Source organism: Methylomonas sp. PHL2-19, from assembly GCF_059331595.1.
This window is the reverse complement of record NZ_CP196839.1, coordinates 4,728,704-4,754,408: the sequence shown is the minus strand read 5'-3', so window position 1 is coordinate 4,754,408 and position 25,705 is coordinate 4,728,704. Positions and strand designations below refer to the sequence as shown.

At 53.7% G+C, this 25,705-nt stretch carries 20 protein-coding genes and 1 pseudogene; 6 read left to right on the top strand and 15 right to left on the bottom strand.

All coding sequences use genetic code 11. The features are described from left to right. The first annotated feature begins 53 nt into the window (after positions 1 to 53). Genes ACR02O_RS21940 through ACR02O_RS21930 form a run of 3 tightly spaced genes read left to right on the top strand, consistent with a single transcriptional unit; the run spans position 54 to position 1,357 of the window. Positions 54 to 341, top strand: a complete 288-nt coding sequence (locus ACR02O_RS21940) for a 2Fe-2S iron-sulfur cluster-binding protein (protein ID WP_020484745.1) — start codon at positions 54 to 56, stop codon at positions 339 to 341. Between the two features lie 21 nt (positions 342 to 362). Then, positions 363 to 713, top strand: coding sequence for a 2Fe-2S iron-sulfur cluster-binding protein (locus tag ACR02O_RS21935; protein ID WP_445366995.1), 351 nt, complete (start codon positions 363 to 365; stop codon positions 711 to 713). Positions 714 to 751: 38 nt separating this feature from the next. After that, positions 752 to 1,357: a nitrogen fixation protein NifQ gene (locus tag ACR02O_RS21930; RefSeq protein WP_458138327.1), complete on the top strand. Its 606-nt coding sequence runs from the start codon at positions 752 to 754 to the stop codon at positions 1,355 to 1,357. 71 nt (positions 1,358 to 1,428) lie between these two features. Here the strand turns inward: ACR02O_RS21930 and ACR02O_RS21925 are convergent, their stop codons facing one another. The 11 genes and pseudogenes from ACR02O_RS21925 to ACR02O_RS21875 all read right to left on the bottom strand — a co-directional run bounded on the left by ACR02O_RS21925 (position 1,429) and on the right by ACR02O_RS21875 (position 14,256). Beyond that, complete coding sequence (locus ACR02O_RS21925) at positions 1,429 to 1,989, bottom strand: hypothetical protein (protein WP_494522384.1); 561 nt, start codon at positions 1,987 to 1,989, stop codon at positions 1,429 to 1,431. Positions 1,990 to 1,993: 4 nt separating this feature from the next. Further along, positions 1,994 to 2,695, bottom strand: coding sequence for a HupE/UreJ family protein (locus ACR02O_RS21920; protein ID WP_494522383.1), 702 nt, complete (start codon positions 2,693 to 2,695; stop codon positions 1,994 to 1,996). Positions 2,696 to 2,821: 126 nt separating this feature from the next. Further along, entirely contained in the window at positions 2,822 to 3,517 is a 696-nt protein-coding gene (locus tag ACR02O_RS21915) for a hypothetical protein (RefSeq protein ID WP_458138324.1), read from the bottom strand. 163 nt (positions 3,518 to 3,680) lie between these two features. Continuing rightward, positions 3,681 to 3,836, bottom strand: a complete 156-nt coding sequence (locus tag ACR02O_RS21910; RefSeq protein ID WP_458138323.1) for a type II toxin-antitoxin system Phd/YefM family antitoxin — start codon at positions 3,834 to 3,836, stop codon at positions 3,681 to 3,683. A gap of 26 nt (positions 3,837 to 3,862) precedes the next feature. After that, a pseudogene (locus ACR02O_RS21905) lies at positions 3,863 to 4,276 on the bottom strand (type II toxin-antitoxin system VapC family toxin). After that, positions 4,258 to 4,485, bottom strand: a complete 228-nt coding sequence (locus ACR02O_RS21900; protein WP_494522382.1) for a hypothetical protein — start codon at positions 4,483 to 4,485, stop codon at positions 4,258 to 4,260. The pseudogene ACR02O_RS21905 and the gene ACR02O_RS21900 overlap by 19 nt, the downstream one beginning before the upstream one ends. A gap of 118 nt (positions 4,486 to 4,603) precedes the next feature. Next, a complete protein-coding gene (locus ACR02O_RS21895) occupies positions 4,604 to 5,227 on the bottom strand; it encodes an inorganic pyrophosphatase (RefSeq protein ID WP_033156087.1) in 624 nt (207 codons plus the stop codon). A gap of 134 nt (positions 5,228 to 5,361) precedes the next feature. Further along, on the bottom strand, positions 5,362 to 6,420 hold the full coding sequence (locus tag ACR02O_RS21890; RefSeq protein WP_494522381.1) for a transglycosylase SLT domain-containing protein: 1,059 nt from the start codon (positions 6,418 to 6,420) through the stop codon (positions 5,362 to 5,364). A gap of 105 nt (positions 6,421 to 6,525) precedes the next feature. Further along, positions 6,526 to 10,665 (bottom strand): EAL domain-containing protein, encoded by a 4,140-nt coding sequence (locus tag ACR02O_RS21885; RefSeq protein WP_494522380.1) that lies wholly within the window; start codon positions 10,663 to 10,665, stop codon positions 6,526 to 6,528. Between the two features lie 167 nt (positions 10,666 to 10,832). Next, the gene (locus ACR02O_RS21880; protein ID WP_033156089.1) at positions 10,833 to 11,714 is read right to left on the bottom strand and encodes a transglutaminase family protein; all 882 of its coding nucleotides are present in this window, start codon (positions 11,712 to 11,714) and stop codon (positions 10,833 to 10,835) included. 10 nt (positions 11,715 to 11,724) lie between these two features. Further along, positions 11,725 to 14,256, bottom strand: coding sequence for a circularly permuted type 2 ATP-grasp protein (locus ACR02O_RS21875; RefSeq protein WP_205453331.1), 2,532 nt, complete (start codon positions 14,254 to 14,256; stop codon positions 11,725 to 11,727). 457 nt (positions 14,257 to 14,713) lie between these two features. Between ACR02O_RS21875 and ACR02O_RS21870 the strand changes: the two genes are divergently transcribed. The 3 genes from ACR02O_RS21870 (at position 14,714) to ACR02O_RS21860 (ending at position 20,783) form a co-directional block, all read left to right on the top strand. After that, complete coding sequence (locus ACR02O_RS21870; RefSeq protein ID WP_319960406.1) at positions 14,714 to 16,168, top strand: circularly permuted type 2 ATP-grasp protein; 1,455 nt, start codon at positions 14,714 to 14,716, stop codon at positions 16,166 to 16,168. A gap of 1 nt (position 16,169) precedes the next feature. Next, a complete protein-coding gene (locus ACR02O_RS21865) occupies positions 16,170 to 17,126 on the top strand; it encodes an alpha-E domain-containing protein (protein ID WP_205453333.1) in 957 nt (318 codons plus the stop codon). Positions 17,127 to 17,306: 180 nt separating this feature from the next. Then, the gene (locus ACR02O_RS21860; RefSeq protein ID WP_494522379.1) at positions 17,307 to 20,783 is read left to right on the top strand and encodes a PPi-type phosphoenolpyruvate carboxykinase family protein; all 3,477 of its coding nucleotides are present in this window, start codon (positions 17,307 to 17,309) and stop codon (positions 20,781 to 20,783) included. Positions 20,784 to 20,863: 80 nt separating this feature from the next. Here the strand turns inward: ACR02O_RS21860 and ACR02O_RS21855 are convergent, their stop codons facing one another. The 4 genes from ACR02O_RS21855 to sucC are packed head-to-tail and all read right to left on the bottom strand — an operon-like array spanning position 20,864 to position 25,679. Beyond that, positions 20,864 to 21,985, bottom strand: a complete 1,122-nt coding sequence (locus ACR02O_RS21855) for a hypothetical protein (RefSeq protein ID WP_033156093.1) — start codon at positions 21,983 to 21,985, stop codon at positions 20,864 to 20,866. 3 nt (positions 21,986 to 21,988) lie between these two features. After that, on the bottom strand, positions 21,989 to 23,635 hold the full coding sequence (locus ACR02O_RS21850; RefSeq protein ID WP_458138316.1) for an NAD+ synthase: 1,647 nt from the start codon (positions 23,633 to 23,635) through the stop codon (positions 21,989 to 21,991). Further along, positions 23,635 to 24,510 (bottom strand): succinate--CoA ligase subunit alpha, encoded by an 876-nt coding sequence (gene sucD, locus ACR02O_RS21845; RefSeq protein WP_458138315.1) that lies wholly within the window; start codon positions 24,508 to 24,510, stop codon positions 23,635 to 23,637. Before sucD ends, ACR02O_RS21850 begins: the two co-directional genes overlap by 1 nt. Further along, positions 24,510 to 25,679: an ADP-forming succinate--CoA ligase subunit beta gene (sucC, locus tag ACR02O_RS21840; protein ID WP_458138314.1), complete on the bottom strand. Its 1,170-nt coding sequence runs from the start codon at positions 25,677 to 25,679 to the stop codon at positions 24,510 to 24,512. The genes sucD and sucC overlap by 1 nt, the downstream gene beginning before the upstream one ends. Positions 25,680 to 25,705: the final 26 nt, after the last annotated feature.

The window sequence follows — 25,705 nt, the reverse complement described above, 5'->3', positions numbered from 1 at the left end:
CCTCAGATTAGAGGCTGCCGAGATGACTTTTAATACCTTATGGAGTTTTTACAATGGCCAAAGCGACCATTACATTTGAAGATATAAACGTGACGGTTACCGTCCCCGCCGGCACCCGGGTGATTGAGGTGTCCGAGAAAGTAGGTTCCGGCATTACTTACGGTTGCCGGGAAGGCGATTGCGGAACCTGCATCATGAAAGTGACTGCCGGTTGGAACAACTTGACCGAGCCGTCCGTACTGGAAGACAAAATTTTGCGGGAAAACATGGCCGGCAAACACAACCGTCTGGCTTGCCAAGCGCAAGTATTGGGCGGCGAAATTTCCCTTAAACCAGTTTAAAAAACGCAAAAGGAGTAACACATGGCATTAGTCACATTTACCAGTCCCGAATACCGGGATAAAACCGTTTACGCCGTTGCCGGCAGTCACACCCAGACTATTTTGAAGCTGGCTCTGGAAAACAAGATCCCCATCAATTTCGAATGCGAAGATGGCGAATGCGGCACTTGCGTGGTCCGCGTCACCAGCATCGATAAAAAGCTGGAGCGCATGGGTGGCACGATGACCGAGAAGGAAAAAGCCCTGCTGAAGCAATTAGGCAAGGTCACTACCGAACAGTTGGAGCAAATGATCGTCGACGATCTGCCGCCGGAATGGCGTCTGGCTTGTCAGATGATCGTTAGGGATGAAGATATTCGCGTCGAATATTAAGCGTCTGCGTCATCGTTAATAAGGCCGGAGAATCGAGTATGAGTTGCACACTTAGCATGGCATCGAATGACAGGGTAGAGCCCTCGGTTATGAAGTCGCGGCAACACATTTACGAGGATCTGCTGGCCTGTGCCGACCAGTCGCCCAATAGCGTCTGGTTGGCGCAAATTATCGCCAGTTGGTGTGTCGGTGATGGTGTGCTTCCCGATAGATTGGGCTTGAGCCCAGTACAATTTGAACAGCTTATCGACCGCTACTTTCCCGGCTATTCCTTGGCGCCGAAAGCCTTTTCCGGTAGCAGTCTGGATTACAGCCGCATGTTGGAAAAACAGGATTTGGAAATCCTGCTGGGGCAATTTGCTGCGAATCCCGGCGCGGAAACCGAATGGCTGATCGCGCTGATCGTCGCCGCCTGTTTGGGTAGCGATCATTTGTGGCAGGATTTGGGCTTATGGTCGCGCAGCGATTTGTCGGCCATGCTGGGCTACAACTTTCCGGAATTGCTGGTGCGCAACAGCAAAGACATGAAATGGAAAAAGTTTTTGTACAAACAACTCTGCGAAGCGGAAGGCTTATACGTTTGCCGGGCGCCGTCCTGCGAGGTTTGTAAGGATTACCAGCAGTGCTTTGGGCCGGAAGACTAAACGTTTTCGTTTGTTGGCATCCCCCGTTTTGATGTCAGTCAGCTTGGTTTCCTTGAGCCGATGGTTTTAGATCACATCAAGCCCAAAATCCGATAAGCCCCTTTCGTATTTAAAACCACAGTAACCGGCGCGTTGGATTTGTTTTCCCAATACCAGCCGTGCGAGCCTTCAAAGGGCGCGCTTAACGAGCCGCTGGATTGGCTATCGGTCGTTTCTTTGTAACTTTTGAAATAGCCGGTTTTATCGCCTTGCGGCTCGCCGTGAAAATCAAAATACAGCGCCGCGCCGTTAGTGGACCACGAATATTCCAGGTTTGCGCCTTTGGCGAGATGAAATTTGTATTCCAGTCCTTCGCCGGCCGGCACCACGATTTTTACCGTATCCTGCCACTGCGAAACCGCTGCCGGTTGCGCGGCGCTCACAGTCTGCACCGGCTCCGAGCAAGCGCTACCTGTTTCACTTGGCGACGCCAAGCTAGTTAAACCGGTCATTTGCCCAAACCCGGTCGGATCTATGCCGTATTCAGCGGGCAACACCGCAGTAATCAGCACAACGCCAGCCAATAGCGTTGCCGACAGGCTGGCAATGGTCAGCGATTTAATTGATTGAACTGGCGGATTGCTGTCTTGCATCGAGTTATCCATGGATGATGTAGCCCGTGATTTGGTAGCCGAACAGAATCAAGCCTCCGGACATTAACAGGGTGTTGGTGGTTGCTGAAAAGGCGTAATAACTGCGGTGGCGGCGCCAGAAGTCCAACGCGATCAGGATAAACAGCAGAGCCAGAAACTGGCCGATCTCCACACCCACATTAAACGCCAATAAGTTTTTCCAGAGCCCGGCTGCGGGCAGCGAAAAATCCTGTAATTTGGTCGCCAGGCCAAAGCCGTGAAACAAGCCAAAAATCATCACCGCCCATTTCGTATTAGGTTGAAACCCCAATAGGCGCTGAAAACCGCCCAGGTTATCGAAGCCTTTATACACAATCGACAGGCCGATAATGGCGTCGATCAGAAACGGATTGACCGAGATGTTGCTTAACACGCCGAACAGCAGCGTCAAGCTATGTCCCAAGGTAAACAGGCTGACATAGACCAGCACGTCGCGAGTGCGGAATAAAAAGAAAATCACCCCCACCAAAAACAACAAATGATCGTAGCCGGTGACCATATGTTTGGCGCCGATATACAAAAACGGGCCGATGGAGACGCCTTGGTTGGCCAGCAAAAACCGTTCTGTGTTGGTGTCGACGCCGTGAGCGAAGGCGGCGGGGCTGAGCAGCGTCAATAACGATAAAAAGCCGATAACACAGGCATTACGTGATATTGCGGAAAACATGTTTAAAGGGTTGGGTTTAATGTGGCAATGATTGTGAGCTGATAGATACCAGCGCGAAGGCGGCAGAATACCCCGATTAAGCCGCTCGTGGAAAGGGGCGGCCTCTAAGATTAACTTCCGATACGGTTACTTCTTGGGTATGGCCGGATGCCGATTGCCCAAGTGATCGATGTCGTCCAAGCTCATAATCGGCGAATACATCAGATCGTTGATATCGCTGGAGCGCTCCCACCCCAAAACCATCTGGCCGATGGCGCGTTTGGTCATTTTGATGAAGCGCGATTCAAGCTGTTGGTGGCTGCCTGGCGAATTTTGCGGCTCCGGGTGCATACGCGCTGCGGAAATCACCGAGCAGCGGCAGGCTTTGTCGTGATAAGAAAACTGGAATCGAAAATTTCTGGCCCGGCTGTTGATGTCGCGGTTGGTCAGAAATATGAAATAGGTGTTGCTGTCCGCTTCAGGCAAACGCTGTATCACGGTTTTCGCTTGCTCGAAGAAGTCTTCCGCTGCGAATTGTTGACTGCCAAGCATCGGCACCAGGCCTTGCGTGCCCATTGCTACAGTGCCCTTGACCCTCAGCCCGAATTCCTTACTCAAATCCCTGCCCATTTGCGCCGCAACATCTTCCGAGAAATCGTTTAGCGGAATCAGGTAGACATTCACGGGACCGATTTTTTCGGTGGCGGCCCGCGGGTAGAGAGAGGCGGTTGATATAGATTTTGGCGCTGAGTCGGCTACGGCTAAGGGCTGGGTATATGGAGAGCTTGTTGTGCAGCCTGCAAGGGTGGACAACAAAATAATCGTCATTGATAGATGTTTCATAGGGGTTTTCCTGAGTCTACATATGCTGAATTGTCGGCGTTGAAGGGACGCTTGATTAGTGATGTTTGCAGCAATGTAAATACAGCTATTGGCATAGGGCAAATAGCAATGTTTCATTACAGGGGCTTGCGTTCCTGGGGCACGGTATCTTCACGGCCATCATTCATAAAGTCGGAGGGTAATGAGGCCAACGTGTCGAATATTGTGGCGGCACTAGTGGTTTGCCTGCCTTGGCAATCAGGAACGGTTCGCCTTTCGCGGCTTGTTCGACCAACCGAGATAAGTGAGTTTTTGCTTTACGTATATTGACTGTTTGCACGATGACGCCATGTAAACCAAGTTGATTTAGTAATCAGCGGTTATCAGCAAATTATTTAATTCGGTATAAGACGGAAATACCGAGTCAAAGCTGATCAATTTACTTTGATTGACAATGCTGGTGGCAATGATGAGCCGGTCAGCCGGATCTTTGTGATGTTCGGGGAGGTTACCTGCCAAGTGGGCGATTTAGAGGGTAATCGGCAACACCTGGACATCCGAGCCAAGTAAAGCTGCGTCGAGCCATTGATCGAGCGGAACCGGCAATTCAATACGTTGGCGTTTTTGCAATAAGACGACTTCCCAAACAGAAATGGCCGAAACAGCTATAGCATCGTTGGTTTCAATCATTTCGATGATGCGTTCCGGTAGCGGATCGTTGCCAACGAGCCAGCGTACCCAAATATGCGTATCCAGCAGAATCAATTTAGAGCGTCCCATTCACTCTCAGGTACGGCGGATGAAATGATATCGCCAACGATTTTGCCTTTCCCGGCTATAAGCGTAGAAGGTTTGCGTCTTTTGGGTGGTGGTGGCAACTGATTCAATACCAGGAAGATGGCCTCCAATTGAGCATTGGGCGGCAATTTTGGTATTTGCAGCAAGTTGCCTTGTTGATCGGTTTCTAAAATGATTTTCTCGGCATGCATGGATTTAATTCCGGATTGCTAAAGCCTTAGCTTACGCCGAGCAGCCTTATTTTTCACCTTGTTCGCCGGAACTAAGGATACGCCGATTGTAGCTCAGCGCATCCATTCCCAAACAAACCTACTCGTCGTCCTGGCAGCCAAAATGGTATTGATAATCCGCGATTGCACGTTTGATGACTTCATGTGCTTCTTCGCGGCCGTAGACGTGGGTAATTTCGCAGACACTTTTTTCGCTGGGTAGGTGTTTGTAAGTCAGGAAGTAGTGCTTCAAACGGTTGATATACGATTCCGGGCAGTCGGAGACGTCGCGCCATTGCCGGTAGAATTCGTCGCCTTTCATCACCGCGATGATCTTGTCGTCGGCCTCGCCACCGTCCAGTAAACGGAAGCCGCCGATGGGAATGGCTTGTAACAGGATGTCGCCGTGGGTGACGCTGCGTTCGCTTAATACACAAATATCCAATGGGTCGCCGTCGCCCTTGCTGACCGGTTTGCCGGATCGCGCGGCAGCGTATTCGGCGATTTTTTCTGCGCAATAACTGCGCGGAATAAAGCCGTAAAGGGTGGGGATCATGTTGGAGAATTTTTGCGGCCGGTCGATTTTCAAATAGCCGCTGTCTTTGTCGATTTCGTATTTCACCGTGTCGGACGGTACGATTTCTATGAAGGCGGTCACGATGTCCGGGGTGTTGTCGCCGGGCGAGATACCATGCCAGGGGTGGGCTTTGTGTTTTATATTCATCTAAGATTCAGTAGCTTTGGGGAATAAGGTTATAGGGATATTTACCAGGATGGGGGCAATCCGCAAGACAATCAAGCTTAATACTAGTATCTGATTGGGCTTGCGCTACACGCCGTTGCATGTGGTTATCGACATTACTCTTCGCTGGCCACTGCCGCAGGTTTGAGTTTCATGTCTTTATTCAGCCGTTGCAGGCGCTTGATCATTTCTTTTTTCATCTGTTCGCGGCCTATCGAGTGCTTCAGGCTACTGCCCATGCCCGCAACTTGATCGGTGGAGCTGCGGATGGAATAAAACACCAGCGTGCCGCCTTTATAAGGTAGGCCGCCGGCGACTACGTGGCTGGAGTTGTAGGAGTGGCCGACGTAAAACTGCCGGGAAACGATAAGGCCGCCGCCTTCGCCGATGGCGATTACCCGGTGATTAAGCACGGCGGTGGGACGGTCTTCCACGCGCCGATTCAACCATAAAAATTGTTCGCTGGTATTGGCCGGCAATGCGGCAGGGTAGTTCAACCAGGCTTGTTGCAATTCCGGAAAGTAACGCGCCCAGGCTTTGCTGTTTACGGCGTCGTTGCGCAGTTCCGCGGCCGGGTCGGCTGTGCCGCCATCTCGGCTGTAAGGGGCGATCCCGGCCAGGCCGCTTTTTTTATAGGCTTGCAGGCGTTGCAGTAAAAATTCGCGGTACTTTTGATTGGCGGTTTTCAGCAAGGTTTTGTTGTCGGCATCTTCCAGCCCGGCTTGTAGGGCTTTCAAGCTGTCCAGTTCGGCTTTGGAGAGGTTGAATTCGTCACCCGGCTCCGCTTCCAGAAAGGCCTTGGCTTCGTCCAGTTGCTTTTCGGTAAACGCAAACTTCTTAAAACTATCGACGCTGGCGTTATCGCCCAGCATGCCGGTGGCGACGATGTCGCTCTCGCCGGCGTTGAGTTTGCCCTTTTTGATGTAGTCGGCCAGTTGTGGCAAGCCTACCGGTATGATCATCGCTACGCCAATCGCGAGTTCTTTTTGGCTGGTTTCGCTGACGTCGTAACCGACGATTTCGCCGCGTTCCAATGGCGGGATTTGCGCGGCGCTGATGCCGAAGTTCTGTAGCGCTTGCTGTGGGCTAGGCGCGTCTTGAGCGTATGCTGCTTGCTGAAATAGCGCAGCGGCGCTCAGTAAAATAATCGGAAAAGACAGTTTGTGGATCAGCATAAAAGCTCCGTTTCAAATAGGTATTCTGATAAAAGTATGAGGCTTTCGGCCGCAGATTGCCGAATGCGTTCATTCTAAAAACGTGTGTACATTGCCGCCTGCCGTTTATTTGTCCGAACCGAACAATTTAGAAATACTGGAATCGCCGCGTCCGGCTGGTTTTGCCGGTGTTGTTGTCCTTGAGGCGGACGCCGGCTGCTGATTTTTCGTATCGAACAGCCGCACAAACTCAGCAGCAGGCAGTGGTTTGGAAAACAGATAGCCTTGGCCGTAGTCGCAGCCGGCGGCAGTCAGCAACTCCAGTTGCTGCGCGGTTTCGATGCCTTCGGCTATCACTTTCAAGCCCAGTTTATGCGCCATCACAATAATCGCTTCGCACAGCGCCAGGTCGCTGGAATCGGCTTCCAGATTGCGTACGAAACTCTGGTCTATCTTCAGATAATCGATGTCGAATTTTTTTAGATAAGACAGTGACGAATAGCCGGTGCCGAAATCGTCAATAGCCACCTGGATGCCGGCATCTCGGTAAGCAAATAAATGGTCGCGGACAATATTGTCGACATCCAGCAATAGGCTTTCAGTAATTTCGATGACGACACATTGGCCGGATAAGCCCAGCTCATGCAAATAGTCTATCCATTTGCTGTCGCCCAGATTGCTGCGGGTAAATTGCACCGGCGATTTGTTAATACCCAGTTGCAAATCCGGGAGAAATTGGGCACGCCATTCGGCAACCTGTTTTGCCGCCATCCGAAATACCCAGTCGCCAATCTCCACTATCAGGCCGGTCTCTTCCGCCAACGGAATAAATTCCGCCGGGCTGATCATGCCGCGCGTGGGATGTTGCCAGCGGATCAGTGCTTCGGCTTTATGCATTTTGCGGCTGCTCAGTTCGATTATCGGTTGATAGAACAGGCAAAACTCTTGATTGGTCAGCGCTTGGCGCAGGTCGCTGGTCAGGCGCATCCGGTTTTGCGCGGTTTGCTCCATCTCGCTGGTGAAGAAATTGTAGCGGTTGCGGCCTTGTTGCTTGGCGGAATACATGGCCTGATCGGCGTTTTTGATTAATTGTTCGGCTTCCTGTGCGTCTTGTGGATAGAAGGTGATGCCGATGCTGACCGAAATGTAGGCTAATTCATCGCCCAAGCGAAATGGTTCGGCAAGCTGGTGCAGGATGGCTTGCGCGACCCGGTCTATATTGGTTTCCGAGTCCAACTCGCCCAGGATGATGGTGAACTCGTCGCCACCGAGCCGAGCCACCGTATCCACATTGCGCACGCAAGCCAGTATGCGCCGCGCCGTTTCCTGCAGCAAAATGTCGCCCATGCCGTGGCCCAGGGTGTCGTTAATTTCCTTGAAACGGTCCAGATCCAGCAGCATGACCGCCAGACTGTTTTTGTCGCGCTGGGCTTTTTTGATTTCCTGGTTCAATCGATCCTGGAACATGCGCCGGTTGGCCAAATCGGTAAGCGGGTCGAAATTGGCTTGGCGCCAGATGGTTTGTTCGACATGTTTTTGCTCGGTAATTTCCGAGAACATCGCCACCCGGCGCTCTACTTCGCCGTGTTCGCCGTAGATGGTGTTGATCACTAGCCATTCTTGGTAAATATCGCCGTTTTTGCGTTTATTCCAAATTTCGCCTTGCCAGTGGCCGGTTTGTAACAGCGAGTGCCACATGGTCTGATAAAAATCCGGATCGTGGCGGCCCGATTTCAGAATGTCTGTGGACTTCCCTATCGCGTCTTCCGCGGTATAGCCGGTCAGGCGGGTAAACGCTTCGTTAATCGCGATGATGCGGTTGTCGGTGTCCGCGACCATCACCGCTTCGCCGATGGCTTGGTAAATCATCGCCATCAACTGCATTTCATGTTCTAGCCGCTTCCGTTCACTGATGTCCAAAACGGATACGAGTATGTAACGCCGGTTGTCTATATCGATAGGTGTCAAACTGATTTCGACCGGAAATTCCGTGCCGTCGCCGCGTATTGCGGTTAGGGAGCGGCTGGCGCTCATAGGCCGGGCTTTATTCTCTTGTAAAAATCGCGCGCGCTGTTCCGGGTGTTTGGCGCGGGCCCGTTCCGGTACCAGCGCTTCGACACTCAGACCTATCAACTCATCCAGCGTGTAGATAAATGCTTTCGCGGCGGGCGGGTTGGCGAGTTTGATGAGGCCGTTTTCGCCAACTAAAAACGTGGCTTCCGGCGAACCATCGACAATCTTGGACAATTGCAGCCATTGCAGCTGTTTGCGTTCGGTAATGTCGGTTTGGGTGCCGATCATGCGCAAAGCCTTGCCCTGGGCATCGCGGCTGATCACCAGACCGCGCGTTAAAATCCAGCGCCATTGGTTGTCGCCGTGCTTTACGCGGTGTTCGTTGCTGAAGCGTGAGCTGCGATTTTCCAGATGCGTTTGCAAGTCGGCCATCATCCGGGCGCTGTCTTCCGGGTGTATCGTGGCTTCCCAATTACGGTAATCGTTGTCTCGGTCTTGTTCGCTGAAATTCAGAATCTCCATGCAGCGTGGCGACAGAAACACTTTACCGTTGGTCAAATCCCAATCCCAGACGCCATCACCGCCACTTTCCAGCGCAAATTTCCAGCGCAATTCGCTTTCCTGCAATAATTTTTCCGATAGCTTGCGCTCGCTGATGTCCGTGGAAATGCCGCACACCGCGTAGATTTCGCCTTGCCCATTACGTAGCGGAAACTTATGCGACAAATACGTATGAATATTACCGTCATGATGGGTGATCTTTTCTTCAAAAATCTGTGCCTGGCCGCTATTAGCGACCTCTAAATCGTTTTTCCACAGGAGTTCGGTGTCGTCGCCCGGAAATAAGTCGATATCCCGTTTGCCTCTGACAGTCTTATTGTCAACCGCGAACAGTTTTTCAAATTGGCGGTTGATCAGCAGGTATTGGCCTTGCAGATCTTTGCTGTAAATCACCGTGGGGGTATTGTCCAGGATGCTTTGAAACCGCAATTCGCTGACCGACAGGGATTTGCCGAACTCGACGTTTAAGGATTCGTCTTTGACCAGTTCGATAACGCCGACAATCCGTTCCTGGTCGTCGCGTATGGGCATTTGCATCGAACTGATCCAGCGGCCGTCGCCTGCAGTAAACGGGGTTTGATAGACCGTTTCGCCTTGCAACGCCTTTTGAATGCCGTCAGGAATTGGCGTTTGCGCCAGCCAGGGAAATATTTCAACAGGGTATTTTCCCAGGCAAGCGGCTTGCGGCCATCCCGTCAGGGTTTCCATATAACGGTTCCAGAGTTCGATACGGCCCTGCAGATCGTAAACAATCACGCCTTCCTGAACTGAACGCAGAATGTGTTTGTTGAAATCGCCTAGGGCTTTGCTGAATTGTTCTGAGCGCTGGTAGCGCTCGATAGCCAGCGCCAGGGAAATGCCGACGCTGGACAGTACCAGCAAAAAAGACCATTGCAGCAATAGCCCGGTCTCACTGCTGTCGGCTGCAAAAAAGCCTACCTGAAAAATTGCCCCGAATATGCTTTGCAGCATGACCATGCTGATTAGTAACAAGGTGCCATGCAAGCCAAAGTAGAGTGCGCCGTAAACCAGAAAAGCGAACATATAAAATGCTTTGCCGTAGTGGCCAAGATGCCACGGCCACTCCAGGAAAATCATTTGTCCCGCCAGAAACGCCGTTGTGACATAAAGCAACGCGCGCCAAACTTGATACGGGTTCCAGTCAAAACTTGGCGGCTGCCGCCAGACCAAAATAAGCGGCGTGACAATCGCAATACCCAAGACGTCGCCCATCCACCAATGCGCTAGACTGATCGGCCATTGCTGCGCCGTTATTGCGTTGAAATGTAACAGAGCTAAGGAACCCACTATGGCCGCAATGACCGAAGCCAAGGCGCCGGCAAACAGGATGCGTAAGTAGTCTTGCGGCTGTTGCAGTTTGCGAATCTCGCCCAGCAGATAGCAGCCGACAAGTGCTTCCACGGTATTGCCGCAAGCGATAGGCAAGGCTTGCTCCAGCGGGTTGCCTGCCCACAAACTGCCAAGTAATGCGCCCAGGAACACGCCGGGCCACAGTTTTTTACCGCCGAGCAGCAACGCTGCCAGTGCGATGCCGCCAGGCGGCCAGATGACGGATATTACGTGATTGGCGGTGAAAAACATCAACACCAGTTTGGCAACCAGCGCGTAGGCGACAGCCAAGCCGAAAAGGTGGGCTAGTGCTGCGGTGGAAAAGGTCGAAAAACGGCGCAAGAGATTACCTTGATGTATTGAAAGCAGGTGAAGGGACAAGCCCAATATCTTGGTTTATCTCACGAAATGCAAGGTTTTGTCACGGGCTAAGTACGGGGATTTCCGGGTATTCCTAACGGATGAAACGTGGTTTTATGCGGGTGATTTTCTTCGGTATCCGGTTAGGGTTATGCGCCCAGGTTTTCCACTTCCACCGCCACTTTCAATTCGTGGTTCTGGCCGCCGAAAATCACCCCTTTCAATGGCGTAACATCGCTATAGTCCCGACCCCAGGCGACGATGATGTGCCTGTCCCCCGGCAATTGGTTGTTGGTAGGGTCAAAGTCCATCCAGCCCAGATCCGGTAAATACACCGAGAACCAGGCGTGCGAGGCGTCGGCGCCCACCAGTTTTTTCTTGCCGGGCGGCGGCAGGGTTTCGATATAACCGCTGACGTAGCGGGCCGCCAGGCCTTGCGAGCGGATGCAGCCTATGGCCAGATGGGCGAAATCCTGGCAGACGCCGCGCCGATGTTCCAGTACGGTGGTCAGCGGGGTGGCCAGGTTGGTGAATTCCGGGTCGAAGGTAAAATCGCGGTGAATGCGTTGCATCAGATCGTGTATTGCTTCAATCAGCGCCTTGCCGGGTGTGAATGAGGCTTGCGCGTAAGCGGCCAGCTCGGCGTCGGCGGCGATGAACGGCGAATCCAAGGCAAATTGCCGTGCCTCCAGTAGTGGTTCGCTTCTGTCGTTCCAGAGCGCTTCCTTCACCAATTCCCAGCTCATGCCGTGGCTGAAATCCAACTGCACCGGTTGCGGAAAAATCTGTACTTCGCTGCTGGCGGTGACCACAAACTCCCGATGCGGCTCCCTAATCGAAAACCAGGCCACTTGATTGCCGAAAAAATCGGTACGGGTCCGATAGTCGCAGGGCAAGGGGGTAATTTTTAGTTGCGAGCTGAGCAGTTGCTGATTCGGGCAGGGGCGCGGCTGCATCCGCACTTCGTTGTAAGACAATCCCACCGGTTGTTGGTAGCGGTAGGTAGTGGTATGGGTAACCCGATAACGCATGGTGACTCCCTTAGGACAGCGATTGCGGCGCGTCCCCGTGGCGGAAATAATTGGCGGTCAAAGTATCGGACAACGCGGCCAATAGGGCGTAAATCTTGCTGAGCTGTTGGTCCAGCGCTTCGCGAATCCCGGATTCCGAGACGTTCAATAAGTCGTCGATATTGGCGATATTCAACAGACAACTAGCCTCTAATAGCAAGCGCTCTTCGGCGCTAATCCGGCGGGTGCTGGGTTCGCGCGGCAGTTTGCCGACATGCTCCTGCAAACGGGCGATTTGATAGGCCAGTGAGCGGGGATTGTTGGGGTCCATCAGCAGCAGTTCCAAAAACGAGGCTAACTCCAGGTTGCTACGATAATGTTGGCGGTAGCAAATCAGGTTGTCGCTGGTGTCCAGCAGGGATTCCAGCAAGCGGGTTTCCGCCGCTTCGCTTTGCGGCATCGCAAACGCGGTTCTCAATACCGATACCAACTGCAAGCCGCGCTCCAGGCGCCGGCCGATGTCCAGAAACAGCCAGCCGTTGCCGCGCGTCATGCTCTCCATCACCAGACCGCTGAAGGCGGAGAGCGTGGTGATCAGCTGATCCATTTGCTCCTGCATCGACCACAAACCGATTTTGCCCAGGCGGCGCGCTTCGGAAACCTGTTCCTCGATTTCGTCAATGACCCGCCAGGTATCCGACGACCATAAATCGCGTACCGCATAACCGGATTGGGTCATCCTATTTACCGTGTTGGCCAGGCTGCCTGCCCGGCTTTCGTCGGCGACCACTGCCAGTAATTCGGCTTCCGGCGACTGCAACAAACTTTCGTTATCCTCGGCAAAAAAACCGGGGTAGGTGCCGGTCATGCTGGTGACGCAACGCAGTAGGGTTTCCAGGCTGAGCTGATAGTCCGGGCTATCGCGGTCAGGGTTGCTGAACAGCTTCTTGATCGTGGCGCGCAACAACCGCACGCCGCCTTCCGCGCGTTCCGCGTTGCGGCCCACCCAAAAAATATTGTCTGCCGCGCGGCTGGGAAGGGCATTGCCGTGGCCTGCCAAACTGGCGCTGCGCTTGGCCGGAATGGCCGGATGTTGGGGCTCGGTAGCGACCACCCAGGTATCTTTACTGATGCCACCGGTTTGATTGCTGATCATCATATTGCCGTATTGCGGTGCGCTACGACTCAAACCGCCAGGCATCAGCGTATAACCGTCCGCCCGCGCCACCATGAAGCAGCGCAGCACGGTTTGGCGCGGTTCGTAGCCGCCTGCCACCAGCGCCGGCACGGTGGAAAAGCTCTCGTATTCCTGGCCGACGTAAAGCGCCGGGCGGGCCTTGATGCGCGCGCGCCAATCAGCGAGTTGTGCACGGCTCAGCTGATGGCCGAACACCGAACGTTCGCCGGGTTTGCGGTAGATCGGTTTGATGACCAGGCGTTCCAGATTGGCGAGGACGTAATTTAACTCGCGGGCTTGGCCGCACCACCAGGTGGCGATCGAATTTAACTTTAGGGTTTGGCCCAGGAAGTATTTGGCGATGCCCGGCAGGAACGGCATGATGCCGGGATTTTCCAATATGCCGCTTCCTAGCGGGTTGGCAATCGCCACATTGCCGCGCCTGACCACTTCCAACAGGCCGGGGACGCCTAGCCGCGAATCTTCGCGCAGTTCCAGAGGGTCGCAGTAATTGTCGTCCACCCGACGCAAGATCACATCCACCCGCTGCAAGCCGACCAGCGATTTCAGCCAGACATAGCCGTCGCGAATCGTCAGGTCGTCGCCCTGTACCAGCGGATAACCCAGATAGGAGGCCAGATAGGCGTGTTCGAAGAAAGTTTCGTTCAAAGGGCCGGGCGTCAGTACCACCACGCGCGGGGTATCGGCGTCGCCGGGGGCGACGGCATTCAGGCCAGCGCGCAGGGATTGAAAGAAACGCGCCAAACGATGGACATGAGTGTCGCGGAACAAGCTGGGCAACACCCGTGACATGGCCAAGCGGTTTTCCAACGCATAACCGGCGCCGGATGGCGCTTGCGTACGATCACCGAGTACCCACATTTTTTTGTCCGGGCCGCGGGCCAGGTCGGCGGCGCACAATACCAACTGATGCTGGCCGGGCAAGCTAACTTGATCACAAACGCGCAGAAAGCCACCGTGGTTGTAGATGAGTTCCAGCGGCAACAGATTTTTCTTGATCAGCTGGCGCGGGCCGTACAGGTCGGCCAAAATCAGATTCAACAGTTCGGCGCGTTGCAGCAGTCCGGCCTCAATGTCGAACCACTCGTCGCCGGAAAGCAATAGCGGTATCGGGTCGAGTTGCCAAGGGCGGTTAATACCGTCCGGGTCGTCATAAACGTTGTAGGTGACGCCGTTTTCGCGCAGCAGTCTTAGCGCTTCCTGGTGGCGTTCGCCCACTTCGCGGGGGCCAAGCTGTTGCAACGCCTGCATCAGGTGGGCCCAATGCGGTCTAACCCGGCCCGTCTCGTCCAGCATTTCGTCGTGGGCCCCCTTATCGAGGCGGTATCCCGGCGCGAAAGCTTCTGGTGTGCTTAAGGTTTTCATAGGTTTAGTTTGCCGGTTTACCGGGTATAGCGCAATTGATCAAAGCTAATCTCGTTTTTTTTATGTTTTCTAAGCTGGTTTTTATTGCAGATGCCGATTCTGACGAGACTTTGGATAATGCGTAGTCTAAGAAACACGCAAAAAGCATGCCGTTACGATCAGAAAGAGCGGAGTGCGGCATAGATCTTTTGGATTCGGTAGCTCTGCCTAGAGTCGTCCAATATAAAGCATTGGCTTGGCTTGAAGCTTCTGAACTAAAGGGTATTTGCCAGTGCTAAGGCACGATAAGTGGGTCACGGCCGTCCGAGTGATAGCCGTAGGCGCGCAACTTGGCATTGCTATTGCTTTATATCGGGTAAATCATTAGAACCGGTTTGCGTTGAAATGGTGCGGTCGTTTTTGCACTAATTTCGCGCGGACTTGCACCATAAAAGCAAATATCACGGATGCATACAGCATGGTTACTTCGACAATTTGGGCGGATTACAGCGCCGATAAGGCTTACGACGAGATGATTGCTGCGGGCGGCAAGCCGCGTGATACCTGCGCCAGTTTGAGTCAATACTTACAATCTTTGGGCATGGATGCAATTAAGGGCCGGTTGTCGGCGGCGGAGGCGGCCATCATGGAGATGGGCATCACCTTCACCGTCTATAGCGACGAAGGGAATATCGATAGAGCTTGGCCTTTCGACATCATTCCGCGGCTGATTGATTTCCAGGAGTGGCAAGCCGTGGAAGCGGGCCTGAAACAGCGTCTGAAAGCCTTGAATTGTTTTATCAACGATGTTTATAACCAGCAGCAGATTATCAAAGACGGTTTGGTGCCGGCTGATCTGATCAACAGTTCCAGCAATTTTCGTAAGGAATGTTTGGGCATGCAGCCCAAATTCGGTACTTGGGCCAATATCTGCGGCAGCGATCTGGTGCGGGCTGGCGACGGCAAGCTGTATGTGCTGGAAGACAATTTGCGGGTGCCATCCGGCGTGTCGTACATGATCGAAAACCGGGTAATTACCAAACGGATCTTTCCGGAGTTATTGGAAAATCTGAATATCTTACCGGTCGACGATTACCCCACCCAGTTGTTCGAAATGCTGGCGTCGTTGGCGCCGGACGCCGACGATACCCCGCAAATTGCCGTCTTGACGCCCGGTATCTATAACTCGGCCTATTTCGAACATGCGTTCCTGGCGCAGCAAATGGGTGCGGAATTGGTGGAAGGTGGCGACTTGCTGGTCAAGGACGACGATTGCGTTTATATGCGTACCATCAAGGGTTTGGAAAAAGTCGATGTGATTTATCGGCGCATCGACGATCTGTTTCTCGATCCTGAAGTCTTTCATAAGGATTCGGTATTGGGCGTGAAGGGCTTGATGCGGGCCTGGAAAGCCGGCAACGTGGCGCTGGCTAATGCGCCAGGCGCCGGCGTGGCCGACGACAAGGTGGTGTATGCCTACGTGCCGGAAATGATTCGCTACTATCTGAACGAAGAGCCGATTTTGCCGAACGTGCCGACTTATCTCTGTAGCGATCCGGAACAATGCGCCTACGTGCTGGCGCATTTGCCGGAGCTGGTGGTAAAACCGGCCAACGAGTCCGGCGGCTATGGCATGTTGGTCGGCCCGCACGCCAGCCAAAAGGAAATCAAGCAATTTCATAAGCTGATTAAAAACAATCCGCGTAATTACATCGCCCAGCCAACCTTGGCTTTATCAACCTGCCCGACTTTGTGCGGTGATAGTCTGGAGCCCAGGCACATCGACTTGCGCCCCTTCATCCTGCAAGGCGAAAACAGCTTTGTCACCGCTGGCGGCTTGACCCGCGTGGCGCTCAGGGCCGGTTCGCTGGTGGTGAATTCATCGCAGGGCGGCGGCAGTAAAGACACTTGGATTATCAACAGGGAGCAATAAGATGTTATCGCGATCCGCCGAACGTTTGTACTGGATGGCCCGTTATCTGGAGCGAACCGAAAACACCGCCCGCCTGATCAGCGCCACGATGCATTTGATCTACGACTTGCCGTATGGTGTGGAATTAGGCTGGCGCAATTTATTAAATATTTGCGGCGTCGAAGAGGCGTTTTATCAACGCTTTAAAAATCCCAGCGAGCAGAACACCACCCGGTTTTTATTAGCCGATATGAGCAATCCCGGCTCCTTATTGGCGTCGTTGTCGTTTGCTCGCGAGAATATCCGTACCAGCCGCGAGCTGATGCCCGATGAGGCCTGGCAGCAGGTCAACGAAATGTATCTGTACGCTAATAACAATCTGGATAGCTTGTCCAATCGGCGGGGGCGGGCGCTGTTTTTGCAGGAAATCATGGCTGGGTGCCAGCGCTTTACCGGCTTTATGGCCGGGTCTATGAGCCGCAGCGACAGTGCCCGGTTTATTTGTATTGGCCGCAACCTGGAACGCGCTGACATGACCAGCCGGATCATGGATTTCGGTACCGTGCTGTTGGCGGAGAATCGCAGCACCAAAATGCGCGAGTACGAGACCATCCTGTGGATCAACGTTTTGAAGTCGTTGAGTGCGGTCTTGATGTATCGCAAGCATGTGCGTAACCGAATTAGAGGTGAGGATGTTTTGAACTATCTGTTAAAAAACCCGGATTTTCCCAGGGCCGTGCTGCATTGCATTGAGGAGATTACGCATTGCATCAAACGCTTGCCGCATGCTGTCGAACTATTCCCACAGCTGGAACAATTGGAACAGCAGGTACTCGCCATTGAGATTAAGCAGACTACCCCGGAGCAATTGCATCAAGTGCTGGACGGCTTGCAAGCGAAGTTCGACCATTTACACCAGCAAATCGCGGCCATGTGGTTTTTAAACAATCTTGGCGAGGCCGAAGCCGAGAAAAATTGACACTATTGCCGACAGGATGATTTTCACTAGTCAGCCGGGCCTCTGCAGCGCTTAGCACCCGCTTGGTTGAGCGCAATCGCTCTGGGTCGAGGGCGCTCTGCTTGGATTGCTACTGACCCAAACCCCCAAGTTTGCTATATCATGGAAGCATCGTTTTCTAAAACTAAAAGGGGGAGGATTATGGATAAGCTAAGGGCGCTGGGTCTGGGGTCGGTGGGGCAAGACGAGCAAGCTGTTAAGCAACAGTTGCATCTTTATATCAATCTGAAACTGGCTTCATGCGGGCAGCCGACGTGTATCGATACCGAGTCGGCGCAGTTTATGGATACCGCCCAGGACTTGCTGAATAGCTATCTGGAAAAAAGCCGCTTGTTGGCCAGTTCCTCCCTTTATCCCGCCGATAGACGGATTCAAGATTTCCTGGAGCGCTATTGCGCGGATCTGGGCTTTGCCAAAATCCCCAGCTTGCCGACGATGACTTTCGAGTTGGATAAGCACGGCGTGGCGCGTGAATTATCGTTGCCTTTGGGCGAGGATGAATTTCGTTCCGAAATCGTCTCCAGCTTCCGAGTCAAACAAGGCATTTTGCATAACCCGGCCAGCGACCGGCGGACCACACAAGGCTCGTTTCATGTGGCCGAGGGTGGATTGCCGGTGCCCGGCGACAAGAAGCAGGTCCCCAAGCTGACGTTTGCTTTGATGCTGGGTGAGGCGTTAAATCCGCCTGATGATTTGATGGTCCTACCGTTTACCGCCCACCAACCCAAGCCGGCACGCATGTTTGCATCATTATTGATGCGGCCGGTAGTCTGTCCGGAAATCCCGGGTGTTGCAGCCGAAAAATCCATGGAAATCCGCTTTTTTGCGCCGGGCAATCTGGTCAGCAATCTGGATTTTGTTGAGAGCATCTTCGGCAACGGCGGCAATCCTGCCTTGCCGGAATGCGATGCGGCCCTGGATGTCGAACATTGGTCCGGCCACAGCGGTTGCGTGATTCTGGCCCCGCATTTAACCAAGCTCACTAAAAAACAGTTGGGGCTCCCGCATTGGGACGAGGCCACCGAACGCCAGCGCGCCGATGGCATGTGCTGGCAAGATCCCGAAGAACTGTATAACGAGGGTCAGGCGTTTAAATTAACTGCGCGTGATCGCAGCGGCGTGATCGTTACTTTGCTGGCCGATAACTATTACGGTTATTGCAAAAAGGAAGTCAAAACCCAGATCAGCTATGCCGCCAATTTGTTCGGTTTGGCAGAAGAGGAGCATGCCGGCGGCGCGTTGGCATTTCGTCGTGTCAATCATGGTGATGAATTTGGGATTGGTAGTCTGACCCGCGAGCCGGGCTACGATTTCGACGAGATGACCTATCACTACGGCGCGATCATGGATCTGCATCCGGAAGGTTATGCGGTAGACAGGCATTTTCCGGAAATTATTTATGTGCCGCAGGATTTGCGGATGAGTCTGGCGACGCAGAAAATTACCTGGATCAGAAACGGCCAAAGCCACAGCATTCGCTTGCAACCGGGCAAAATTTACGTGCAGCCCAACGGTTATAAAATCGAGATGTGCAAGCACCCCGGTGCGCCGTCCTGGCGTTTGATCGGCACCGTCGCGGAAGGCACGTTTTGTCATAAGCCCTGTACGGTGTCCGGCGGCGGCAAATCGGAAATTTCCAAATCCATAGAGGACGCGGCAATCTACGGGCCACTGTTCGTAGACGATTTGCAGCACGATCTGGATCGAGTGCAAGCGATTTTCGATAAAGACTATACCGGCCGCTTCTTGCCGGGCTTCGAGCGCGATGATCGTGGGCCTAGCCGGACCGTGCTCAGTTCGGAGCGCAGTCTGGGTTCCGTGATCAAGTTATTGACGCCTTCTCCCAACCATGTGCCGGAATTTAACGATTGGCTGCGGTCCATTCCGCCCAGCATTCTGGCTTTGGTATTTTTGATCAAGCGCTTTTACCGGCCGGAATGGGGCAACAATTGGCGCGACAATTTGTCGGTGGACATTATCGACGGCGCGCCCGGTCACGAGTTGAAACTGAACCAGCGCAAGATCGTCGCCACTTATTTACGGGTAGGTTTTGACCTAGACGGCGGCTGGCGCACTTTCAAAGTGCGGCAAGACTATATCGCTTGCGAGAAAGTGCAGATGGAAGACGACATCAGTGCCTCGGTGGTGGTGCCGACCGCGGCGGTACGCGCTTGGCTGCCGGACGATGGTTACGAAACGAGTCTGAAACTGGTCAGCAACTGCGAATACCGGCTGTTTCAACGCCCGGACGACGCGATTATTCCCGGTTACGACAAGCAGACCGAGCTGAACATGTCCGGGCCGGGTAATTTCATGGCCAATTTCGAGCCTTTGGATCACGAGCAGTTATCGGCGGTGGTCGAAGATGTGATGACTTTTTCCAAATTCACCGCGCCCATGCAAAAGCTATTGAGCGATGCTTACCAGGATGGGAAAGGCTATGTGGTGTGTTCCGCGCATCCGCGTTTGGTGAACGGCAAACCGTCGAAAAATCCGCGCTACCTGGAAACCCGTGTCGATGTGGTGAAACCCTTACGGAAATATGTGGCGGAAGTCGGTGCGCGTTTACATCGCAAGATTCCGCTCAATCAACCGCTCTGTCATCCGGTGGACGCGGTATTGACCGGTCGCCGCAACAATCCGCCCGAACCGGGCATCCGCGCGCTGGCGGTTTACAACCCGATTCATTATCAAGAGTTGCCGGAACTGTTCATGGACTTTGTCTGTTCCTTGACCGGCAAATCGCCGTCTACTACCGGAGCGGGCAGTGAAGGTGCGCTGACTAAAGGGCCGTTCAATGCCTTGCGCGGCACGGTCGATTTGAACAATGCCCTGGTCTCGTTCATTTTGACCGGCTATCCGGGGTTTTCCAGTTCGGCCGGGTTTATCGGTCCGGATACCCGCGTCGATCACGATATTAGTTTGTTGATTCCGGAGATTTGGGCGCGGCTGTCGCGCGAAGAGCGCCACCCGGCATTTTTGTTGGAACATGGCTATCTGGAACCGTTAACCGATTTTGAACACAAGGGCCAAATTGTCTTGGCCAGCCGTTTGGGTTATCGCATCACCAGTCATTTCGTGCACGGCTTGATGGGTAAGATCTTCGATAACCCGTATGCGGTTTTTACCGACGAGATTTTGCAGCCCGAGCGCCAGGATCTGGAGGTGTTTGTCGACGGCATCAATAATATCGTCGAAACCCAGCAGCGCGTGGCCCAGCAATATCTTGATGACGGCAGCATAGAAGATGCCTGTCCGCCGCTGTATGCTTTGCTGCATATTATGGCCGATGGTCATTATCAGGGTAAGGATGCGCATCATCCGGAGATACGGGCGATGTTTACCCGCGATTACTTGTTGGCTTCGGATTGGTATCAGGAACGGCTGCGGATCAAGCAGCAGCGCGACATCGCGTTATGGCAACGGCATGTCGATTATTTGGGCAGGTTCTTGCACGAAAGCAGTCACCAGACTTTGATCGACGAGCTGAAGTTGGTCGAACGGCATAGGCAGGCGCAACAGAAACTGGTGGAACTGGCCTCGCCGGAATATTTGCAGTCTTTGGTGGGTACTTTGGGCGCCGACCCTTTAGGGCCATACTCGGCGGGCGCAGTTTAGATTCGGCTATACCTAAAAAAACAGGGATACCGGTCTTGTGGCCGGTATCCCTGTTTTTATATGGGGCAAGCCCGCTTGATTTAACCTTTGCGTTTGGTTTTGGTCTTGCCTTTGGGATTTTCGTGGGCGATCAGCGAACGGGCCAGCTTCCGCAAGCCGTTGGAGGATACTTCCAGCCCAAGTGGCGAGCCTATCGATTCCAACTCGTACATCAAGTCCGTCGCGGCAATCAACGTCACATAGCGCAGGCTGCTATTACCCGGTAACTGGGTTGAAGCGTCACGTAGTAGCGGGGCTAGCACGTCCCAGGAACTGTTGAAGAACTTACGCACAGGATCGTTTTCCGCCACATATTCCGCCGTCAGACCTTGTTCAAAGGCGACGCCGGCTTTTTGCAGGACATCGCGCAAGCTTGCCCGGCTGGCGTCAGCGTTGGTGGCGATAGGGGCTTTCTCAATATTCTTTTCCAAAGACATCTGCCAACCTTGCCAGAGCTTGCGCCATTGGTTCAATTCCGCTTCGTTCAATACCGGGGCCGCTTTTAAGCCGCCGGCATTTTGGTTGGTAGCGGTGTAGCCCACGTTGATTAAAATACCTTTCTCATCGGCTTTGACCTGATTGAAGCGCAGGCTGTTGATGGTGTCGTGCAACTCCTCGCTATCGTCGGCGGCGATGAAGGGGAGCAGGGTTTTCGTAATGTCCGGGCGGGATTGGTTTAAGTCGATTTTCAGGGCGGCCAGTTTGGGCTCGGCGGCTTTTTTGATCAGCGATTGCAATTGGGCAATGTTCAATGGTTGGCCGTTGCGATCAAACGCATTCAGTTGGGTGACCGGGAAGCTCAGCACATTGCCGGAGGCGTCCAATGTCGGCTGTTGCAGGGTTTGCAAAATGCCGGACCATTCGATCAAGGTCATGCATTTGCCGCCCAGCGCGGTACCCACGCGGGCTTGTACATTGTTCTGGATTTTGACCTGACCTTGCTCGCCGCTGATTTGCGGGTGGTCCAGATCCAAAAAGCTGCATTGCTTGCCGTCTTTCCAGGCTCTTACCGATTCATTCGGGCCGTCGTAGAGTTCGCTGACCAGCACACTTTTGATTAAACCGTACTCCATGGGCACCGGAATATTAATTTCGCGGGCCATACCGGTCTGTGCAGTCAGCAGCAGGCCGGTGGTAAGTAACAGGGTACGCATTTTTGACATGATTTACTCCTTAACGTTGTCGGGCGCTGGTTGATTAAGCGCGGCCGTGCCGCGATAAGCGGATGAAATAGGGTAGCGGCGGTCACGGCCAAACGCTCTGGGCGTGATGCGAATGCCGGGCGGCGATTGCCGGCGTTTGTATTCGTTTCTATCCACCAGTGAAATCGCTCTGTGCACATCGGCAACCGCGAAGCCTTGTGCCACGATTTCGGCGGCGGATTTGTCCTGTTCCACATACAAAGTAAGTATAGGATCCAACACAGAATAAGGTGGCAGCGAATCTTCGTCTTTTTGGTCCGGCGCCAATTCCGCAGACGGTGCGCGGGTGATGACCCGTTGCGGAATGACCGGCGACAAGGTGTTGCGGTATTCGGCGAGTTGGTAGACCAGTAATTTGGATACGTCTTTTAAAGGCGCAAAGCCGCCGGCCATATCGCCGTACAGCGTGGCATAACCCACACTCATTTCGCTTTTGTTGCCAGTTGTCAGCAGCAGTTTGCCTTGTTTATTGGAAATAGCCATCAGTAACACGCCACGGCAGCGGGCTTGGATGTTTTCTTCGGTGGTGTCTTTTTGGCTGCCGGTAAACAGCGGGGCCAGCATGCCGTTGAAGGCAGTTACCGCCGGTTCGATGGGCAGCACGTGATATTTGACACCCAGCGCTTCGGCTTCCAGGATCGCGTCCTGGTTGCTCATGTCTTGGGTATAGCGCGATGGCATCAACACGGCTTCGACATGATCGGCGCCCAGCGCATCCACCGCCAACGCCAATACCAGTGCGGAGTCGATACCGCCGGACAAGCCGAGAATCGCGCCTTGAAAGCCGTTTTTGCGCACGTAGTCTTGAATACCCAAGACCAGCGCTTTGTATTCGCTGACCACGGGTTGATACAAGTCGGCGATGGTGGATATTTGCGGCTCATGGTTGATAAACTCAACTATGCTGAGTTGCTCGGCAAATTCGGCCGCACGAAATACAACGTCGCCGTTACGATCAGCGACAAACGAAGCACCGTCGAACACTAACTCGTCCTGGCCGCCGATTTGATTGACATAAACCAACGGTATCTGCTCGGCTTTAATTTGCGAACAGATGATGTCCTCGCGCTGCTGCATCTTACCGGCATGAAACGGCGAGGCGTTCAGGGTCAGGATAATGTCTGCCCCGGCAGCGCGGTTTTTGGCAATGATGCCTGGCTGCCAGATGTCTTCGCAAATCGTCAGCGCCAACTGGCTGTCTTTAACCGTAAACAGACAGGTTTGGTCGCCGGCGCTGAAGTAACGCTGTTCATCGAATACGCCATAGTTGGGTAAGGCCTGTTTACGGTAAACGGCAAGGGTTTCGCCGTCGCGTAATGCCATGGCCGTGTTATATAGCCGGCCATCCTGTTGCATCGGGTAACCGATCACAAGCGTGATGCCGGCAATCTTCTTGGCAATTTCGGCAACCGCTTGTTGCGCCTGATGAATAAAATCCGGTCGAAACAGTAGGTCTTCAGGTGGGTAACCGGTGACACATAGCTCCGGAAACACCACCAAATCGGCCTGCCGCTGTTTGGCTTGTTCAGCGGCGGCCAGAATTTTGCCGGTGTTGGTTTGAATGTCGGCAACTGTTAAGTTCAGTTGGGCTAGCGCTATTTTTATCGACATTATGTTTTGGAAAAACAATCCCGCATCGCGACGCCTATATCCGAAGGCGAGCTGACCATACTCACGCCGGCCGCTTGCATCGCCGCAATCTTACCCGCCGCAGTACCCGCGCCGCCGGTGACAATCGCACCCGCATGGCCCATGCGTTTACCTGGCGGTGCGGTTTGGCCGGCGATGTAGCCGACCACAGGTTTGGTAACGTGGGCTTTGATAAAGTCCGCAGCCTGTTCCTCGTCGCTGCCGCCGATTTCGCCGACCATGACGATGCCGTGAGTGTCCGGGTCATCTTGGAAGCGGCTCAGAACGTCGATAAAGTTCATGCCGTGGATCGGGTCGCCGCCGATGCCGACGCAGGTGCTTTGCCCCAAGCCTTCGCGGGTGGTTTGATGCACGGCTTCGTAGGTCAGGGTGCCGGAACGGGAAACAATGCCGATTTTGCCGGGTAGATGAATATGGCCGGGCATGATGCCGATCTTGCACTGCCCCGGCGTGATCACGCCAGGGCAGTTGGGGCCGACCAGTAATGAACTCGTGCCTTGCATTGCGGCTTTGACCTTTAACATTTGCAGCACCGGGATGCCTTCTGTGATGCAGACGATCAGCTCGATGCCGGCGTCGACCGCTTCCAAAATCGCGTCGGCGGCAAAAAACGGCGGTACGTAGATCATCGTTGCCGTGGCGCCGGTGGTTTTAACGGCTTGTTCGACGGTGTCGAATACCGGTAAATCCAGATGCTTGGAGCCGCCGCGTCCCGGAGTGACGCCGCCAACTAATTGCGTGCCGTAAGCGAGCGCTTGTTCGGAGTGAAATGTACCCTGTTTGCCGGTGAAGCCTTGGCAAATGACTTTAGTCTGTTTGTCGATCAAAATAGACATTAAGCTACCTCTTGCGCCAGTTTTACCGCCAATTCGGCAGCATGATTTAAATTATCCGCAGCTACCAAGCCCAGTCCCGATTGGCTCAGCATGGCTTTGCCCTGTTCGACGTTAGTCCCTTCCAGGCGCACCACGACCGGGATTGTTAAGTGCATTTCCTCGACGGCCGCCAGGATGCCGGCGGCGATTACATCGCATTTGACGATGCCGCCGAAAATATTCACCAGCACTGCTTTGGTGGTGCCGTCGGACAAAATCAATTTAAACGCGGCTTTGACTTTGTCTTTATTGGTGCCGCCGCCCACATCCAGAAAATTGGCCGGCGCACCGCCTTTCAACTTCACCATGTCCATCGTCGCCATGGCCAGGCCGGCGCCATTGACCATGCAGCCGATATTGCCGTCCAGCGTGATGTAGTTAAGATCGAACTGTTTGGCTTCCGCTTCCTTAGCGTCTTCTTGCGAGGCATCGCGCATCGCGGCTATGTCAGGATGTAAGGCGATGGCGTTGTCGTCGAAATTGATCTTGCCGTCCAGTGCCACCAGTTTGCCGTCATCGGTTTGGATCAGCGGGTTGATTTCGATTTGGCTGGCATCCTTGGCCAAAAACAGTTGATACAGGCCGCTTATAATGGTTTGCAGCTGGCTTTGCTGTTCCTTGCCCAAGCCTAGTGCAGCGGCTATTTGGCGGCATTGATAAGGTTGTAAACCCGCTGCGGGGTGCACCGGCACCTTGACTATTTTTTCAGGTGTTTCAGCAGCCACCGCTTCGATGTCCATGCCGCCTGAGGCCGAGGCAATAAATATCAGTCGTTCGCTTTCCCGGTCCAGCAACAGGCTCAAATAATATTCTTGATTGATTGCCGAAGCTTCTTCCACCCAAACGCTATTGACCGGCAGACCCGCAGCATCGGTTTGATGCGTTACTAAACGTGTGCCCAGCATTGCCGCGCTGTAATCCTTTACTTCCTCCAAGGTCCGGGCAACTTTCACGCCGCCGGCTTTACCTCTGGCGCCGGCATGAATTTGCGCCTTTACCACCCAGGCAGAGCTGCTTAAGGACTGTGCGGCTTGCTGCGCTTGTTCGGCTGTGGTCGCCACGGCGCCTTGTGGCGCGGGGATCGAAAACGCTTTAAAGAGTTGTTTCGCCTGGTATTCGTGAATATTCATTTAGTGCTCCATGGATGGCTTAAATC

Bases quoted from the DNA above. Each gene is read 5' to 3' on its own strand.
- sucC (WP_458138314.1), bottom strand. From the start codon at position 25,679: ATGAATATTCACGAATACCAGGCGAAACAACTCTTTAAAGCGTTTTCG.
- ACR02O_RS21915 (WP_458138324.1), bottom strand. From the start codon at position 3,517: ATGAAACATCTATCAATGACGATTATTTTGTTGTCCACCCTTGCAGGC.
- ACR02O_RS21850 (WP_458138316.1), bottom strand. From the start codon at position 23,635: ATGTCGATAAAAATAGCGCTAGCCCAACTGAACTTAACAGTTGCCGAC.
- ACR02O_RS21870 (WP_319960406.1), top strand. From the start codon at position 14,714: ATGGTTACTTCGACAATTTGGGCGGATTACAGCGCCGATAAGGCTTAC.
- ACR02O_RS21860 (WP_494522379.1), top strand. From the start codon at position 17,307: ATGGATAAGCTAAGGGCGCTGGGTCTGGGGTCGGTGGGGCAAGACGAG.
- ACR02O_RS21855 (WP_033156093.1), bottom strand. From the start codon at position 21,985: ATGTCAAAAATGCGTACCCTGTTACTTACCACCGGCCTGCTGCTGACT.
- ACR02O_RS21930 (WP_458138327.1), top strand. From the start codon at position 752: ATGAGTTGCACACTTAGCATGGCATCGAATGACAGGGTAGAGCCCTCG.
- ACR02O_RS21925 (WP_494522384.1), bottom strand. From the start codon at position 1,989: ATGCAAGACAGCAATCCGCCAGTTCAATCAATTAAATCGCTGACCATT.
- ACR02O_RS21935 (WP_445366995.1), top strand. From the start codon at position 363: ATGGCATTAGTCACATTTACCAGTCCCGAATACCGGGATAAAACCGTT.
- ACR02O_RS21900 (WP_494522382.1), bottom strand. From the start codon at position 4,485: ATGCATGCCGAGAAAATCATTTTAGAAACCGATCAACAAGGCAACTTG.
- ACR02O_RS21890 (WP_494522381.1), bottom strand. From the start codon at position 6,420: ATGCTGATCCACAAACTGTCTTTTCCGATTATTTTACTGAGCGCCGCT.
- ACR02O_RS21880 (WP_033156089.1), bottom strand. From the start codon at position 11,714: ATGCGTTATCGGGTTACCCATACCACTACCTACCGCTACCAACAACCG.
- sucD (WP_458138315.1), bottom strand. From the start codon at position 24,510: ATGTCTATTTTGATCGACAAACAGACTAAAGTCATTTGCCAAGGCTTC.
- ACR02O_RS21895 (WP_033156087.1), bottom strand. From the start codon at position 5,227: ATGAATATAAAACACAAAGCCCACCCCTGGCATGGTATCTCGCCCGGC.
- ACR02O_RS21865 (WP_205453333.1), top strand. From the start codon at position 16,170: ATGTTATCGCGATCCGCCGAACGTTTGTACTGGATGGCCCGTTATCTG.
- ACR02O_RS21940 (WP_020484745.1), top strand. From the start codon at position 54: ATGGCCAAAGCGACCATTACATTTGAAGATATAAACGTGACGGTTACC.
- ACR02O_RS21875 (WP_205453331.1), bottom strand. From the start codon at position 14,256: ATGAAAACCTTAAGCACACCAGAAGCTTTCGCGCCGGGATACCGCCTC.
- ACR02O_RS21920 (WP_494522383.1), bottom strand. From the start codon at position 2,695: ATGTTTTCCGCAATATCACGTAATGCCTGTGTTATCGGCTTTTTATCG.